Source organism: Rugamonas sp. DEMB1 (assembly GCF_029834475.1).
Taxonomy (GTDB): domain Bacteria; phylum Pseudomonadota; class Gammaproteobacteria; order Burkholderiales; family Burkholderiaceae_D; genus Rugamonas; species Rugamonas rubra.
The window spans coordinates 3384372-3400086 of sequence record NZ_CP122407.1; the positions used below are offsets into that span (position 1 = coordinate 3384372).

General features: G+C 68.8%; 12 protein-coding genes and 1 pseudogene. 1 reads left to right on the forward strand and 12 read right to left on the reverse strand.

Annotated elements, in window-relative coordinates; all coding sequences use genetic code 11:
• Nucleotides 1-14 precede the first annotated feature (14 nt).
• The 12 genes and pseudogenes from QC826_RS31665 to cyoA all read right to left on the reverse strand — a co-directional run.
• Nucleotides 15-221 (reverse strand): annotated as a pseudogene (locus QC826_RS31665) (type VI secretion system ImpA family N-terminal domain-containing protein); the annotation flags it as partial.
• Entirely contained in the window at nucleotides 218-4318 is a 4101-nt protein-coding gene (locus QC826_RS15310) for a type VI secretion system protein (RefSeq protein WP_279761359.1), read from the reverse strand. The gene QC826_RS15310 and the pseudogene QC826_RS31665, both read right to left, overlap by 4 nt.
• Nucleotides 4315-5106, reverse strand: a complete 792-nt coding sequence (locus QC826_RS15315) for a DotU family type IV/VI secretion system protein (protein ID WP_279761360.1) — start codon at nucleotides 5104-5106, stop codon at nucleotides 4315-4317. The genes QC826_RS15310 and QC826_RS15315 overlap by 4 nt, the downstream gene beginning before the upstream one ends.
• Nucleotides 5106-6605, reverse strand: coding sequence for a type VI secretion system baseplate subunit TssK (tssK, locus tag QC826_RS15320; protein WP_279761362.1), 1500 nt, complete (start codon nucleotides 6603-6605; stop codon nucleotides 5106-5108). Before tssK ends, QC826_RS15315 begins: the two co-directional genes overlap by 1 nt.
• A gap of 81 nt (nucleotides 6606-6686) precedes the next feature.
• Nucleotides 6687-7130, reverse strand: a complete 444-nt coding sequence (locus tag QC826_RS15325; protein WP_279761364.1) for a hypothetical protein — start codon at nucleotides 7128-7130, stop codon at nucleotides 6687-6689.
• A 376-nt stretch (nucleotides 7131-7506) separates the two neighbouring features.
• Nucleotides 7507-8061, reverse strand: coding sequence for a response regulator transcription factor (locus tag QC826_RS15330; protein WP_279761365.1), 555 nt, complete (start codon nucleotides 8059-8061; stop codon nucleotides 7507-7509).
• Nucleotides 8054-9391 (reverse strand): ATP-binding protein, encoded by a 1338-nt coding sequence (locus QC826_RS15335; protein ID WP_279761367.1) that lies wholly within the window; start codon nucleotides 9389-9391, stop codon nucleotides 8054-8056. The genes QC826_RS15330 and QC826_RS15335 overlap by 8 nt, the downstream gene beginning before the upstream one ends.
• Before the next feature lie 31 nt (nucleotides 9392-9422).
• Nucleotides 9423-10220 carry an SURF1 family protein gene (locus QC826_RS15340; RefSeq protein ID WP_279761369.1) on the reverse strand — a complete coding sequence of 266 codons (798 nt, stop codon included), beginning with the start codon at nucleotides 10218-10220 and terminating at the stop codon, nucleotides 9423-9425.
• On the reverse strand, nucleotides 10217-10615 hold the full coding sequence (cyoD, locus tag QC826_RS15345; RefSeq protein ID WP_279761371.1) for a cytochrome o ubiquinol oxidase subunit IV: 399 nt from the start codon (nucleotides 10613-10615) through the stop codon (nucleotides 10217-10219). Before cyoD ends, QC826_RS15340 begins: the two co-directional genes overlap by 4 nt.
• Entirely contained in the window at nucleotides 10612-11247 is a 636-nt protein-coding gene (gene cyoC / locus QC826_RS15350; RefSeq protein WP_279761373.1) for a cytochrome o ubiquinol oxidase subunit III, read from the reverse strand. The genes cyoD and cyoC overlap by 4 nt, the downstream gene beginning before the upstream one ends.
• Nucleotides 11240-13243, reverse strand: a complete 2004-nt coding sequence (gene cyoB, locus QC826_RS15355; RefSeq protein WP_279766498.1) for a cytochrome o ubiquinol oxidase subunit I — start codon at nucleotides 13241-13243, stop codon at nucleotides 11240-11242. Before cyoB ends, cyoC begins: the two co-directional genes overlap by 8 nt.
• Nucleotides 13227-14207, reverse strand: a complete 981-nt coding sequence (cyoA, locus tag QC826_RS15360; RefSeq protein ID WP_093390729.1) for a ubiquinol oxidase subunit II — start codon at nucleotides 14205-14207, stop codon at nucleotides 13227-13229. Before cyoA ends, cyoB begins: the two co-directional genes overlap by 17 nt.
• Nucleotides 14208-14342: 135 nt before the next feature.
• Here cyoA and QC826_RS15365 point away from each other — a divergent pair, with 135 nt between their 5' ends.
• The gene (locus tag QC826_RS15365; RefSeq protein WP_279761377.1) at nucleotides 14343-15707 is read left to right on the forward strand and encodes an MFS transporter; all 1365 of its coding nucleotides are present in this window, start codon (nucleotides 14343-14345) and stop codon (nucleotides 15705-15707) included.
• The last annotated feature ends 8 nt before the right edge of the window (nucleotides 15708-15715 follow it).

The following is a 15715-nucleotide window of genomic DNA, read 5'->3' on the forward strand; positions in this document are numbered from 1 at the left end:
TTGACCAGCGTGTCGGCGCAGAGCTGCTCGACCAGGCTCCAGTCGGCCCGCTTGTGCGGCTGCTCCCAGATGCCCTGCGGCAGATTGGCGTCGTCCTCGCGGGCCGCCTCGGCGATCTTTTGGAAGATGCCGTCGCCGGGCTTGGGCACGCCGCAGGGCGCCTGCGGCGAAATGGGCAGCAGCAGCGCGGCCAGGCCGTCGGGCATCAGGGCGGCGCTCATCGCGCACCGCCGGGCGGGGGAGTGTTCATCATGGCCTCGCGCATCTGCACATTGCGAACCTGTTCAAGATTGTCGGACACCGGCGCGTCGACCGGCAACTGGGAATACGCCAACGCCTCCTTCTTGCCCGCCGGGCTCAGCGCCAGGCGCATGAAGACGCGCGCCCGCGCCGCCGCCACGGTGGCGCCGGCCGCCTGCGGCGCGGTCGGGATCTCGAAGCGCAGCGTCTCGTAGCGCGGCGCGGTGCCGGCCGGCGGCGCCACGCGGTAGCCCGCCAGCAGGCGCAGCAGGGACCACGGCTCGTTGAAGCGGTACACCACGTCGCGCCCCTGCACGCTCATGCGCAGGTCGCGGCCGTCGCGGTAGGGCAAGGTGGGCGTGTTCTCGGCCCAGCGCAGGGTCAGCACCAGCGGCATGCCCAGGCGCCAGGGCAGCGTTTGCACCGCGCCGGCCGTGCCGCTGTGCCAGGAGACGCTGCGTTCGCCGCTTTGCAGCGTCCAGTCGACGATGCGGTTGCCCTCCAACTCGCCGCGCAGCTGGTTGTTGCCGTCGCTTTCGCCGCGCTCGTTGACGCGGAAGCGCACGCTGATCTCGTAGCCGGGCGCGTCGCCGCCGTCGGCCGGCGCCAGCAGCGGCGCCAGCAGGGTGCGCGCCCGCTCGGCGGCGCCGACGAAGTCGCGCGCCCGCGCGTCGGGCGGCTGGCGCGCGGCGGCGGCGGCGTAGCGGTCGACGCTGCGGAAGAAGGTGGCGACGTCGTCGATGTCGGCCGTCTCGCCCTCGTGGCCGACGTCGGCGAAGGGGAAGCGGCCGGCCAGGTTTTGGCGGAACGCCGCGCTCAGGCTCTGGTAGGCGGTGACGGCGCCGCCGCGCACCAGCTCCTGGCAGCGCACCGCCATCTGGCTGGCCAGCATGCGCCCGCGCAGCGCGAAGAAGTCGTTGGCGCCGCTGGCGAACACGGCGCCGCTGCGGCCGCTGCAGTTCTGCAGGTCGGTCTCGGCCAGCTCGCCACGGATGTAGTTGTCGAGCTGGGTGATGCGCGAGTTGGGGTGCTTGGACTGGAAGCGCGCCAGTTCGGCCGCCAGGCCGCGCCAGTAGTCGGCGATGCCGCCGTGGCCGCTGGCCGTGGCGGCCGCCTCGGCGGCGCCGGCGTCGGCCGATTCGAGCAGGCGCAACAGCGGTTGCGCCAGCTTGACGCTGTTTTCCAACTGGGCATGCTGGTTGAGGAGGTACTCCTCCAGCGCGGCGGCCTGGCCGCCGGCGAAGCCCTGCGCGGCCGGGTTCGGGCTGCCCTGCCACCAGTTGAAGCCGCCCTCGCGCGGCCGGTACGGCGCGCCGGCCTGGAAGTCGCCCTGCAGCCAGCGCAGGCCGGCGGCGGCCTGCTGCGCCAGCTTGTCGGCCATGCCGCGGTACTGCGCCGGGCTGCCCTGGCTGCGCACCGCGTCGAGCAGCGCGGTGAGCAGTTTTTGCGACTGGCCCAGGCGCTGCCAGGCCTCCTGCGGGTCGCTGGTGCGCGAACGCGCCAGCGCCACGCCGGCCAGCAGGTTGGCGGCCAGGCGCTGGTCGGCCACGCTTTGCAGCTCGGCCTGGAACTGGAAGGGGAAGCCGGCCAGCACCCGGCCCATGTAGGCGCGCTGCTCGGCCACCATCAGCAGCGTGCGGTTGAGCACGTTCATGTCCCAGGTCACCAGGCCCGCGCCGCCGTCGCCGGCCGCGCCCTCGCCCGCCGCGCCCGCCACCGCGCCGGGCGACAGCTGCATGAACGGCTGTTTGAGCAGCGCGCCCAGGCCGGCCTCCATGTGCGCCACCTCGGGCACCAGCTCGAGCTTGCCGCCGTCGCTGCCGCGCTGCAGCACCGGGCTGTCGCCGCCGGCCGCCAGCAGGCGCTGCTCGAGCGCCAGCACCCGCTTCTGCGTCTCCTCGCGCAGCGCGTGCGCCGCCTGCGGCCCCAGCATGGCCGATTTGCCGACCTGCTCGAGCAGCGCGGCGTAAGGTTTGCCGAAGTCGCCCTCCTGGCCGGACAGCCAGCGCGTGCCGGGCGCGCCGAGCCAGCGGCCCAGCTCGTGCAACTGGCGTTGCAGCTGGTCGAAGCGGTGGCCGTCGGCCTGGCCGATGCCGCTGCGCAGCTCCTGGTCGACCGACACGGCCAGCTGCAGCGCGCGGTGCTCGTCCAGCGTCTGCGCCAGGAAGCGCTCGCTGTTGAGGCGGAAGGCGCACACCATGCTGGCCTCGTAGGCGCCGCGCGGCGCCAGCTTCTGCTCCATGCCGGCGCCGCGCAGCGCCTCGTGCAGATAGCGGTGGTGCTCGGGATGCTGATCCGGCCGCAGCGTGTAGGCCTTGGTGTAGGCGCCCAGGTGGCCCAGTTCCTCGATGGTGCCCTCGTCCTTGTTCTGCAGGCGCTCGAAGCGGGCCTGCCACTGCTCGAACGTCACCGTGCCGTCGACGAAGCGGCGCAGCGCGGCGAAGGACGGGCTGTCGCTGAGCAGCACGCTGGCGGCGCCGCCCGAGGCCAGCGGCGCCAGCTCGCAGGACGGCGTGCCGGTCAATTCGGTCGAGACGGCGTCGTGGCCGACCCCGCTCAGCGCCACCGCCTGCAGGTTCAGTCCCTTGGCCAGCGTGCGCAGCACGATGTTCTCCAAGCCCTCGGTGAAGCGCTGGTCGATGCGCTCGTCCAGCCCCTGCCGGCCGGGCCAGTGCCAGGAGGCCGGGATGGCCAGGTAGACCAGGCTGTCGTCGTGGCTCAGCATCGAATCCATCAGGCCCTGCGCCGCCGACTGGTACCAGGTGAACGGCAGCGCGCCGTACTTGGCCACGTCGTCGCTGCGGATGCGCTGCTCCTGCTCGATGCGGCCCAGCGTGGCCAGCAGCGCGTCGGCGCGGCCGCGCAGGTCGAGCGCCGCCCACAGCAGCGCGCCGCCCCACAGCAGGGCCAGGGCGGCGCTGGCGGCGACCCAGCGGCGCACCCGCTTGTCGCGCGACAGGTGCTGGCCGCGCAGCGGCCGCGCCAGCGCGCGTTCGGGGAAGACCTTGAAGGCCAGCAGGTCGCGGATGAACAGCGGCTCGGCGCGGCCGGGCGCGGCGGCCGGGTCGCCACACAGGTAGACGCCGCGCAGCAGCGGCGCCTCGCCGTGCGCCGAGACGCCCATCAGCCGCGCCAGGTAGGCGCCGACCGGTCCGCCCAGCCGGTCGACCTGGCCGGGCAGTTGGAAGAAGCTGTCGCTGTCGGCCGGCGGCCGGCCCGCCGCCAGCAGCTCGGCCTGCAGCGCGCAGACCTGCCGGCGCAGCGCGGCGAAGGCGTCGCGGCCCCAGTCGGGGCTGAAGGCGGCCTCCAGCTGCTGCGGGTTGGACCAGCCCAGCATGGCCTGGCGCAGCCCCGGCGGCAGCGACTCGGCGAAGGCGCCGAAGCCGGTCAGCGCGTCGGCGCGGGTGATCAGCAGGTACACCGGCAGGCGCAGGCCGAGCAGGCTTTGCATCTCGGCCAGGCTTTGCTGCACCAGCGCGGCGCGCCGCTCCACCTCGGCCAGCGGCCAGGCGTCCTGGCCCAGCAGGGAGTCGGCCGGCAGGGTCAGCAGCACGGCGTCGAGCGGCCGGCGCGGCCGGTTGCGTTGCAGCTTCTCGGCCAGCGCGCGCCAGCCGGGCGCGCCGGCCCTGTCGTCCAGGCCCAGGAAGCTGGCGTCGGTCTCCAACACCCAGCCCTGCGGCAGGCGGTGCCAGCTGAGCACGCCCTGGCCGGCGTCGTCGCCGCCGTCGGCCATGCGCAGCAACGAGGACTTGCCGGAGCCGGCTTCGCCGGCCAGCCAGACCAGCGGCACCTCCTCGTTCGAGCGGCCGCTGCTGACCCATTCGCGCGCCGAGGCGAAGGCGGCGTCGAGCGCCTGGTCGAGCCGCGCCGCCAGCGTGTCGGCCGCGGCCGGCGCGGCCTCCGTCGCGGCCGCGCCGGCGGCAGCGCCGGCGGCGGCGTCGGCGGGCGCTGCGGCGGCGCGCCGGCGCGCCGTCCGCAGCACGTAGAAGAACAGCCCGAGGCACAGCGCCAGCAGCAGCACCAGCAGCACGCCGGCCACCAGCAGCGCGCTGCCGTCCTTGGCGGCGGCCGGCGTCATGGCGCGCTCCGCTGCGCCGTCGAGCGCTCGAAATGCTCGCTCAGCGGCGCCGTGCCGGCATGCCAGATCCACTGCGAGGCCAGCAGCAGCGCCAGCGCCAACAGCACGAACACGATCATCCAGCGGCGCGGACTGGGCAGGCGCTGCAAGGGCGCGTCGCTGGCGGTGTGGGCGTAGGCCTGCGGCATCAGGCGCCGGCCCAGGTCGTGGAAGTCCTCCTCGCGGCCGGGCAGCATGGCCTCGTCCGGCGGGCCGCCGGCGATGAAACGGTACAGGTCGAGGCGCCACTTCTGCAGCACCTCCTGCGGCCGGCCGCCGCCCCGGTAGCGGCCCTGGAAGCCCATCGACAGGGCCAGCAGGTACTGCTGCGCCATGTCGCGCCGCGCCGGCTGGGCCTCGCGCAGCAAACGCTCGATGCGGTCGAAGACGCGCTCGCCGGCGCTGCGCGTGCCGAACAGCTGTTGCTCGAGCGGACAGGCGACCCACTCGTCGCGCAGCGGCCAGTCGGTCAGGCCGATCAGCATCTCGTCGGCCAGCGCCACCTTCAAATAGCGCGCCTCCAGTTCGTACTCGTGGACGAAGCGGCCGCCCTGGCCGACCGCCTGCGCGCTCTGCCAGTCCAGCTGGCCGCGCAGCAGCTCGCTCAACTTGGCCAGCGCCAGGCCCTGGTCGCCCGGCTCGACCTGCTCCGACAACTGCCGGCGCAGCGCCACCAGTTCGGTGTGGAAGGCCAGCAGCTGCTCGCTGAGCAGGCTGTCGCTGGGCGGCATGGGGCTGTCGGCAGCCATCACGTCCGGCCCGAATGGGAAGCGGCGGTGGCGGCGCCATCCTCGCGCGCCACCAGCAGCATGATCTCGCTCGGCCCCGACTCGACCGGCCCCTGCAGCACCAGCGCCTGGCCGGCCTGCACCAGCTCGGGATCGATCTGCAGGGCCAGCAGGCAGCTGTTCGACGAGCGCAGCCCCTGCGCCTCGATGCTGGCCTGCGGCGGCGGCACGATGCCGCCCTCCTCGACCAGCGCGTGCAGCAGGCCGTCGTCGGCGACGCGGTAGCGCCGCGTGCCCAGGCCGCGCCGCTCGCGCACGCCGCGCAGCGGCTGCGCCGAGGCGATCACCGCCGAGGCCAGCCAGCGCTGCGCCTGGGCGCCGCTCAGGCCGCGCAGGCGCAGCAGCAGCACCGGCGCGCTGGCCTCGCCGCCGCTCAGCGGCGTGCTGGGCCAGCCCTCCAGCTCGGCCACGCCCAGCGGGCGGCGGAAGGATACGCCGTCGTGCTCGAACAACAGCGTGCTGTAGCGCTGCGCCAGCAGGTCGAGCAGGCCGCCGATCTGCCGCAGCAGCTCGACGAAGGTGCTCTCGGGATCGTCGTGGCGGTAGTCGGCCAAGTCCTGCGAGGCCTGGTTCAACTCGCCCGCCTCGTCGAGCTCCTCCAGTTCGCGCAGCATGCCCAGCGGGCCGAGCATGCCGCCCAGCGTCAGATACAGCTGGGCCGGCGCCACCACGCCCAGCCCCAGCAGGGCGCGCAGCTGGGCCAGCGCGCTGCTGACGTTGCGCAGCCGCTCGCGCCGCTCGAAGCGCTCGTCGCTCTGGCCGGCCGCCTCGCGCACCATGGCCACCAGCCGGCTCTCGGTGCCGGCCAGGCGCTCGCGCAGCGCCTCGGCGCGCGCGCGCAGCGAGGCGTGGCCGTCCGGCGCCGCCACCGCGATGTCGAGCAGCGGCGGGATGAACGGCGCCACCTTCAGTTGTTGGCTCTCGCTGACCAGGTGGGCCAGCGGCAGATAGATCTCCTGGCCCGGCCGCAGCTCGCTCTCCAGGGCCAGCTGGACGAAGGGCGCGACGAACTGCGCGGCCGGTTCGTCGCGCCCGCTGCCGGGCGCCGGCTGGTCGACGGCGGCGCCCAGCACCACGCAGACCACGTGGCGCGCCACGCTGCCCTCGCGCAGCGCGCGCAGCTGCTCGGCGCCGACGTTCAGGGTCAGCGCGGTCTGGCCGCCGGCCGCCGCGCCGCGTCCGCCCTCGGCCGGCTTGCCGCGGTAGCTGACCAGGCGGCCGTCCGGCATGATCGCCTCCAGCTCGAGCACCGACAGCGCGCCCTCGGCGATGCGGTCGCGTTTGAACTTGAGGCTGCGCACGCCCCAGGCGTAGGGCGCGGCGGCGCGCACGTGGTAGGCCACCAGCTCCTCGTGGCGCTGCGCCAGCTTCTCGAAATGCACCGGCGCCAGCAGCAGCCCGTCGTGCCATTTGATGGCGTCAATCGGAATCGACACAGCCTCGTTGGTGCTCAATTTCATGGATTCCCGTCCTGCCGAAGTAAGCCTGGGTGACGTTGCGGTGTGCTGCTCGTTGCGGCCGGCGCCTTTCGGCGCAGCCGCTCAGCTGTCGCAGCGCATGGGCGGCGGCGGCTGCGGCGCCGGCGTCTTCTTGTCGCGCGGCGTCAGGCTCCAGCCGGTGCGGGCGAAACTGATCGCGCCGCCCTCGCCCCAGCCCTCGATGCGGCCGCGCCGCTCGCCGTCGGCCAGGTCGGCGAAGACGAACACGGCGTAGGCGCGCTGGCCCTCGAACAGGCGCTGCGGCAGGCCCAGCTCCTGGCCGGGCGTCACCTCGCAGTGGTAGACGCGCAGGGTCTGCGGATAGCTGGCGGCCAGGTCGGCGCCGGCGCCGAACCATTTCTCGGCCGGGTTCATCAGGCGCTGCTCGAGCGCCGGGTCGGACACCAGGGCCAGCTCGAACACCACCGCGCTGTTGCGGTTGGCGTCCGGCGCGGCCAGCACGCGCACGTCGCCCAGCTTGAGTTTGGGCACGCCGGGCGACAGCACGCTACAGCCGGCCAAGCCCAGGGCGAGGGGAAAACACAGAAAACGAGGCAGGCGCGACAGTCGGGCGAACGCCGATGCGACAGCGCGCGGACGGGCGCCGCGCGGCAAGGCGGAAAGTCTGGAGGATGACAGCGAAACAGGGTGCATGGGGGCTGGCCTGGTAACGGACTGACAAAACAGCATCGCCAAATTATTGCAACAATGAAAATTCTATGGATCGTATTGTGCTTCAGTTTTCCACGCAGATTCTCACCGAATGTCACCAGCGAAGAATAATCTTCCCATAACAAAAAACGGCGCAACAGCGCCGCAATCACTATCGAATTGGGAGCGGGGCGCTGGTCGGCAACGACGGCCAGGCCGAGCCCGCCAGCGGCTATTTGACGCGCTGCTTCTCCAGCTTGCGCGCCAAGGTGCGGCGGTGCAGGCCGAGGCGGCGCGCCGCCTCGGAGATGTTGAAGTCGGTCTCGGCCAGCACGGCGTGGATGCGCTCCCACTCCAGCGTCTTGATCGAGGTCGAGCGGTTGGTCATCTCCAGCTCGACGGCGCCGGCGACGTGGCCGAAGGCGGCCTCGATGTCGTCGGTGTTGGACGGCTTGGCCAGGTACTGGCAGGCGCCCAGCTTGATCGCCTCGACCGCCGTGTTGATGCTGGCGAAGCCGGTCAGCACCACGATCAGCATCGCCGCGTCGTGCTGGTGCAACATCTGCACGCAGGCCAGGCCGGACGAGGTGCCCTTCAGCTTCAGGTCGACCACGGCGTAGCCCGGCGCGTGGTCGACCAGCATGGCGCTGGCCTCGTCGACGTTGGCCGCCAGCAGCACGCGGTAGCCGCGCCGCTCGAACGAGCGGCCCAGGGTGCGGGCGAAGGCCTCGTCGTCCTCGACCAGCAAGAGCATGCGCGGCTCGGCGTTCTCGTACAGATCACTCATCGACGCGCTCCTCCTCCGCCGGCAGGGCGATGGCGGCCAGCGGCAGACTCAGCCGCACGGCGGCGCCGCCCTCGGCGCGGTTGCGCGCCGTCACCGAACCGCCCAGGGTGCGCGCCACGTTGACCACCAGGAACAGGCCGAGGCCGCCGCCCGGCCGCCCCTTGGTCGACTGGTAGGGCTTGCCCAGCTGGGCCAGCATGCCGGGCGCGAAGCCGGGGCCGGCGTCGCTGACCAGCACGTTGAGGGTGTCGCCGTCGCGCGTCGCCTCCAGGCTCAGCCATTGCGGCGAGGCCTCCAGCGCGTTGTCCAGCAGGTTGCAGATGGTTTGCTTGAGGGCCGAGTCGAACACCACCGGCAGGTCGTGGACGATGCGGTTCTGGTAGGCGAAGGTCTGCACCGGCCGGCTGGCCAGCCACTCGGCCGCCAACTCGTCGAGGAAATGTTTGATGGTCGTCTTGGCCGACAGCTCGCCGCGCGCCTCGCCGGCCGACAGCAGAATGCCGCTGACGATGGACTTGCAGCGCAACAGCTGGGTCTGCATCTCGCCGATCTCCTCGATCAGCTCGGCGTTCTTGCTGAACTCGGGCATGCGCTTCCAGTCGCCCAGGATCACCGACAGGGTGGCCAGCGGCGTGCCCAGCTCGTGCGCCGCGCCCGAGGCCAGCAGGCCCATGCGGACGATGTGCTCCTCCTCGGCGGCGCGCTGGCGCAGGTCGGCCAGCTGGGCGTCGCCGGCGCGCAGGTTGCGCATGATGCGGGTGATGAACACCACCAGCAGCGCGGCGATCAGCGCGAAGCACAGCAGCATGCCCTGCACGTACAGGCTGCCGATGCCACGGGCGTGGTCGAGCGGCAGCGCCAGCGGCTTGGCGAACACCGCCAGCCCGTCCAGGCAGGTGATGGCGATGGCGACGATGGTCCAGGTCGACCAGGCCTCGAGCAGCACGGCGCTGAGGATCACCTGCAACAGGTAGACGAAGGCGAAGGGGTTGGTGGTGCCGCCGCTCAGGTAGAGCTGGGCGGTGAGGCTGGCGACGTCGACCAGCAGCGCCAGGAACAGCTCGCCGTTGGTGACTTCGCGGTGTTCGTGCCAGCGCAACTGGCTGGCGATGTTGAAGGCGATCAGGCAGGCCAGCACCTCGAGCATCGGCACGGTCGGCAGCTTGACGTCGAAGACCAGGATGACGGTGCCGATGGCGATGATCTGGCCGACCACGGCGATCCAGCGCAGCTGGATCAGCTGCGCCATGTTCTTGTGGCCGGCCGCGTATTCGACGCTGGCGGCGGCCTTGGTGTGCGTGATGCCCGTCTGTTGTTTTGTTGCTTCCATTTTCACCGGCATCTACACTTTTTACAATGAATCAGTCGCGCTGTCGCCGCGCGCCTCCGCGCAGCAACCACCACAGCATCGCCGCCGACATCGCCGCCAGCGCGAACCAGGTCAGCGCGTACACCAAATGGCTGTCCGGGAAGGCGATCACGGTCAGGCCGCCGACCGGACGCTGGCCATCGGCGGCCTTGGCCGGCTCTTGGCCGGCGGCGGCGTCGACGAAATACGGCGCCACCCGCTGCAAGCCCTGCGCGGCGGCGATCGCCCGCACATCGCGCGAATACCAGCGCTGCTTGGACGGATCGTTCTTGCGCAGGAACCCGCCGCCCGGCTCGCTGACGCGCAGCAAGCCCGTCATGGTAACACGGGGCACTGTTCCGGGTGGACAGGCAAGCGCCGGCGTGGCCGTGGCGGGCGCCGGCGCGGCGGCTTCGACAAAGCCACGGTTGACCAGCACCACCGTGCCGTCCTGCTGGCACAGCGGGGTCAGCAGCCAGTAGCCGCTGCCCCGCGCGGTGACCGCCTGAGTCCGCACGCTGGCCTCAAAAAGCAAAATACCGGCCACGCTAACGTGCCGGTATTCGTCTGTCGCCGCCGTGACGCCGTTCCAGCGCGCCGCGCCGGGCGCCGCAGCAGGCGCCGCGTGGACGCGCTGCTCGACGCGCTCGATCAGCGCCCGCTTCCAGAACAGGCGCTGCACCTGCCAGCTGCCGAGCGCGAGAAACCCCGCGATCAGCAGCACGGCGCCGGCCAGCAGCGCCAGCCGCAGCGCGCCGGAACGGGCGGCGCCTGGCGCCCCCCCTTCGTTTACGTGCGGCTGTTTACTCATGGCATGTTGCGCATGTCATGTTCCATCATGCCCGGCATCATGTTGTGGTTCAGGTGGTACATGACCCAGATGGAACCGGCCAGCATAATCACCAGCACCATCACCGTGAACAGCAGGGCCAGCATCGACCAGCCGCCCTCGGCCTTGGCGTTCATGTGCAGGAAGTAGATCATGTGCACGACCACTTGCACGGCGGCGAAGCCGAGCAGTACCAGACCCATGGTGCTCGACTTGTCGATCACCTTGGCCATTACCAGCCAAAACGGGATGGCGGTCAGGATCACCGACAGCAGGAAACCGACGGCGTAGCTTTTCAGGCTGCCGTGGTCGGCGTGGTCGTCATGACCGTGACCATGGCCGTGGCCGTGGTCGTCGTTGTTGTGATGCTCACTCATGGCAGCACTCCCATCAGGTAGACAAAGGTGAAGACGCCGATCCAGATCACGTCCAGGAAGTGCCAGAACATCGACAGGCACATCATGCGGCGCTGGTTTTCCACCGTCAGACCGTGGCGGCCCAGTTGGAACATCAGCGTGACCAGCCATACGATGCCGAAGGTGACGTGCAGGCCGTGGGTGCCGACGAGCGCGAAGAACGCGGTCAGGAAGCCACTGCGCTGCGGACCGGCGCCTTCGTGGATCAGGTGGATGAACTCGTACATTTCCAGCGACAGGAAGGCGGCGCCGAACAGGCCGGTGATGCCCAGCCAGACCAGCGCGGCGCGCAGGCGCTTGCGCTGCGATTCGAGCATGGCGAAGCCGTAGGTGATCGACGACAGCAGCAGGAAGGCCGTGTTCAGGGCCACCAGCGGCAGGTCGAACAGCTCGGCGCCCGAAGGACCGCCGGCGTAGTTGCGACCCAGTACGGCATAGGTCGCGAACAGGCAGGCGAAGATCAGGCAATCGCTCATCAGGTAGATCCAGAAACCCAGCAGGGTGCCGTTTTCCGGATGGTGCTCGCGCACGAAGAAGCGCGCGCTAGGGTCGGCGCCCAGGGCGCCGGAGTTGCTTACTTTGATATCAGACATGGCTTTCCAACAAGCGGGTGCGGGCATTTTCGGTGCGGACAACTTCGTCCACCGGAATGTGGTAATCGCGTTTGTAGTTAAAGGTATGCACAATGATCGCCGCCATGGTCGCCACGAAGCCGACCACCGCCAACAGCCACATTTGCCAGATCAAGGCGAAACCGACCGCCGCGCTCAGGGCGGAGATGACGAAACCGGCCCAGGTGTTCTTCGGCATGTGGATCGCGACGAAGTCTTTCACCGGACGCTTGTAGCCGCTCTTCTTCATGTCGGCGAAGGTGTCGTTGTCATGCACTTGCGGCGTGAAGGCGAAGTTGTAGTCCGGCGGTGGCGACGAGGTCGACCATTCCAGGGTGCGGCCGTCCCACGGGTCGCCGGTGAAGTCGCGCAGCTGTTCGCGGCGCAGGTAGCTGACAAAGAACTGCACCAGCATGGCGGCGATACCCAGCGCGATCAGCACGGCGCCGAAGGCGGCGATCTGGAACCAGATCTGCAGCGACGGGTCTTCGAAGTGGCTCATGCGGCGGGTCACGCCCATCAGGCCCAGCACGTACAGCGGCATGAAGGCGAAGTAGAAGCCGATCACCCACAGCCAGAACGACCATTTGCCCCAGTAGCTGTCGAGCTTGTAGCCGAAGGCCTTAGGGAACCAGTAGTTGATACCCGCGAACAGACCGAACAACACGCCGCCGATGATGACGTTGTGGAAGTGGGCGATCAGGAACAGGCTGTTGTGCAGCACGAAGTCGGCTGGCGGCACGGCCAGCAGCACGCCGGTCATACCACCGATGACGAAGGTGATCATGAAGGCGATCGACCACATCATCGGCAGCTCGAAGCGGATGCGGCCACGGTACATGGTGAACAACCAGTTGAAGATCTTGGCGCCGGTCGGGATCGAGATGATCATCGTGGTGATGCCGAAGAAGGAGTTGACGCTGGCGCCGGAACCCATGGTGAAGAAGTGGTGCAGCCATACCAGGTAGGACAGGATGGTGATGACCACGGTGGCGTAGACCATCGAGGTGTAACCAAACAGACGCTTGCTGGAGAAGGTCGAAACGACTTCCGAGAAGATGCCGAACACCGGCAGCACCAGGATGTAGACCTCGGGGTGGCCCCAGATCCAGATCAGGTTCACGTACATCATGGCGTTGCCGCCCATGTCGTTGGTGAAGAAGTTGGTGCCGAACATGCGGTCGAGCGACAGCATGGCCAGCACGGCGGTCAGCACCGGGAAGGCGGCGACGATCAGCACGTTGGTGCACAGCGAGGTCCAGGTGAAGACCGGCATTTTCATCAGGGTCATGCCCGGCGCGCGCATCTTGACGATGGTGACGATCAGGTTGACGCCGGACAGCAAGGTGCCGACCCCGGCGATCTGTAGCGACCAGATGTAGTAGTCCACCCCGACGTCTGGGCTGGCCAGGATGCCGGACAGCGGCGGATAGGCCAACCAGCCGGTGCGGGCGAATTCGCCGACGAACAGCGAGACCATGGTCAGCATGGCGCCGAAGGTGGTCATCCAGAAGCTGAAGTTGTTCAGGAAGGGGAAGGCGACGTCGCGCGCGCCGATCTGCAGCGGCACCACGTAGTTCATGAAGCCGGTCACCAAGGGCATGGCGACGAAGAAGATCATGATCACGCCGTGGGCGGTGAAGACCTGGTCGTAGTGGTGCGGCGGCAGGAAGCCGGCTTGGTCGCCGAAGGCCAGCGCCTGTTGGGCGCGCATCATCAGCGCGTCGGTGAAGCCGCGCAGCAGCATGACCAGACCGAGGATCATGTACATGATGCCGATCTTCTTGTGGTCGATGCTGGTGATCCAGTCGCGCCACAGGGTGCCCCAGACGCGGAAGTAGGTCATGGCGCCAACCAGCGCCAGGCCGCCGAGGGCGACCATGCAGAAGGTCGCCAGCAGGATAGGTTCGTGGTAGGGAATCGCATCCCAGCTCAACCGGCCGAAGATGAGCTTCGTCAAATTAATTTCGTCGTGCATCATTGTTCTTCATCGAAAGTGTTGGCGCGGGCGTCTCGCAGTTGTCTTGCTGCTTGGCGCGTTTGGCATCGGCTGCCATCATCTTGTTCATGCAGACGGCGCCTTCGCCGACGCAGCGGTTCAGGATGGCGTCGTACAGCGCGGGATCGATGGCGCCGTAGCGGCGTACCGGATCGCGTTCGCTCGGCTTTTCCAGCGTCAAGTAGTTGGCGCGGTCGAGCGAGCCGCCGGCCGCCTTGGTGTCTTTGACCCAGGCGTCGAAATCGCTTTGGCTGACGCCGTGGTACTGGAAGCGCATGTGCGAGAAACCGGCGCCGCTGTAGTTGGCGGAGAAGCCCTCGTAGTTGCCCGGCTTGTTGATGACCGCGTTCAGCGTCGTCTGCATGCCCGGCATGGCGTAGATCTGGCCGGCCAGCGCTGGGATGTAGAACGAGTTCATCACGGTCGAAGCGGTGATCTTGTAGCGTACCGGCACGTCGACCGGGGTCACCAGCTCGTTGACGGTGGCGATGCCCTGCTCCGGATAGATGAACAACCATTTCCAGTCCAGCGCGACCACTTGCACTTCCAGCACCTTGACGTCGGCGGCCAGCGGCCGCTTGGCGTCCAGACGCGTCAGCGGACGGTAGGGGTCGAGCAGGTGGGTGCTGATCCAGGTCAGCAGGCCGAGGGCGATGATGATCAACAAGGGCGCGCCCCAGATCACCAGTTCCAATTTGGTCGAGTGATCCCAGTCGGGTTCATATTTGGCGGCAGTATTACTTTTCCGATAACGCCAGGCGAAAAATATCGTCAGGGCGATCACAGGAACAATAATCAACAGCATCAACAGCGTAGAGACGACGATTAAGTGTCCCTGCTGAGCGGCAATATCGCCGGATGGATTCATCACCACAGTGTTGCAGCCCGCGAGCCACAGCAATGGGAGGAGGAATAGTCCGCGACGGGCTATCAAAGGAATCATGCGGTAATGTGCTTACAGAGGATTGAGAACATGCTACTGTAATGCCAACGGCGCAGACTGGCGATTGGACACTTTGTCCTACCTACGGGCTAGCGTCGACTATAAGAAACTTTTGAGACGAAGCGAGACGATACTATGTCAACAACAACGACAGGCTACGGCAGCACCCCCACCCCATCCTCTTCCACTTCCTCCAACCGTTCCAACAGTAGCAGCGGCGCGCGCAACATCAACGCCCGCGACGGCCATATCGCCCCCGGCGAGATCGCCATCGGCGTGGTCATCGGCCGCGCCTCCGAGTATTTCGACTTCTTTGTATACGCCATCGCTTCGGTGCTGGTGTTCCCCTTGGTGTTCTTCCCGCACGAAAGCCGGCTCGACGGCACCCTGTATTCCTTCGCCATCTTCGCCCTCGCCTTCCTGGCCCGGCCGTTCGGCACCATCGCCTTCATGCAAATCCAACAACGCTTCGGCCGCGAGGCCAAGCTGACCCTGGCGCTGTTCCTGCTCGGCGTGTCCACCGCCGGCATTGCCTTCCTGCCAAACTACGCCACCCTCGGCGGCGCCGCCATCGTGCTGCTGTCGGTGCTGCGCGTCGGCCAGGGCGTGGCGCTGGGCGGCTCTTGGGACGGTTTGCCCTCGCTGCTGGCGCTCAACGCGCCGCAGAACAAGCGCGGCTGGTACGCCATGCTGGGCCAGTTGGGCGCGCCGGTCGGCTTCATCATCGCCGCCGGCCTGTTCGCCTACCTGCTGCAGGGCCTGTCCGCCGTCGACTTCCTCGACTGGGGCTGGCGCTATCCCTTCTACGTCGCCTTCGCCATCAACGTGGTCGCGCTGTTCGCCCGGCTGCGCCTGGTGTCCACGCCGGAATACTCGCACCTGCTCGACGAGCGCGAGCTGGAGCCGGTCAGCGTGAGCGAAATGGGCCATACGCAGGGCCGCAACATCGTCATCGGCGCGCTGGCCGCGCTGGCCAGCTACGCCCTGTTCCACCTGGTGACGGTGTTCCCGCTGTCCTGGATCAACCTGTATTCGAGCCGCTCGATCGGCGACTTCCTGCACCTGCAGATGCTCGGCGCGGTGATCGCCGCCGGCGGCATCGTCGCCTCCGGCCTGATCGCCGACCGCTTCGGCCGCCGCCGCACCCTGGGCACACTGGCCATGATGATCGCCGTGTTCAGCGGCTTCGTGCCGATGCTGATGGATGGCGGCGAGATGGGCCAGAACATCTTCATCCTGGCCGGCTTCCTGCTGCTGGGCTTGTCGTATGGACAAGCCGCCGGCGCCGTCACCGCCAACTTCGCCGCCAAGTACCGCTACACCGGCGCGGCGTTGACGTCGGACCTGGCTTGGCTGGTGGGAGCAGGCTTCGCCCCGCTGGTGGCGCTGGGGCTGTCGGCCAACTTCGGCCTGGGCTATGTCAGCCTGTACCTGCTGTCGGGCGCGGTCGGCTCGCTTGCGGCGCTGAGCCTGAACCGGGCGCTGGAGATTCGCGACTAGGCGGCAGC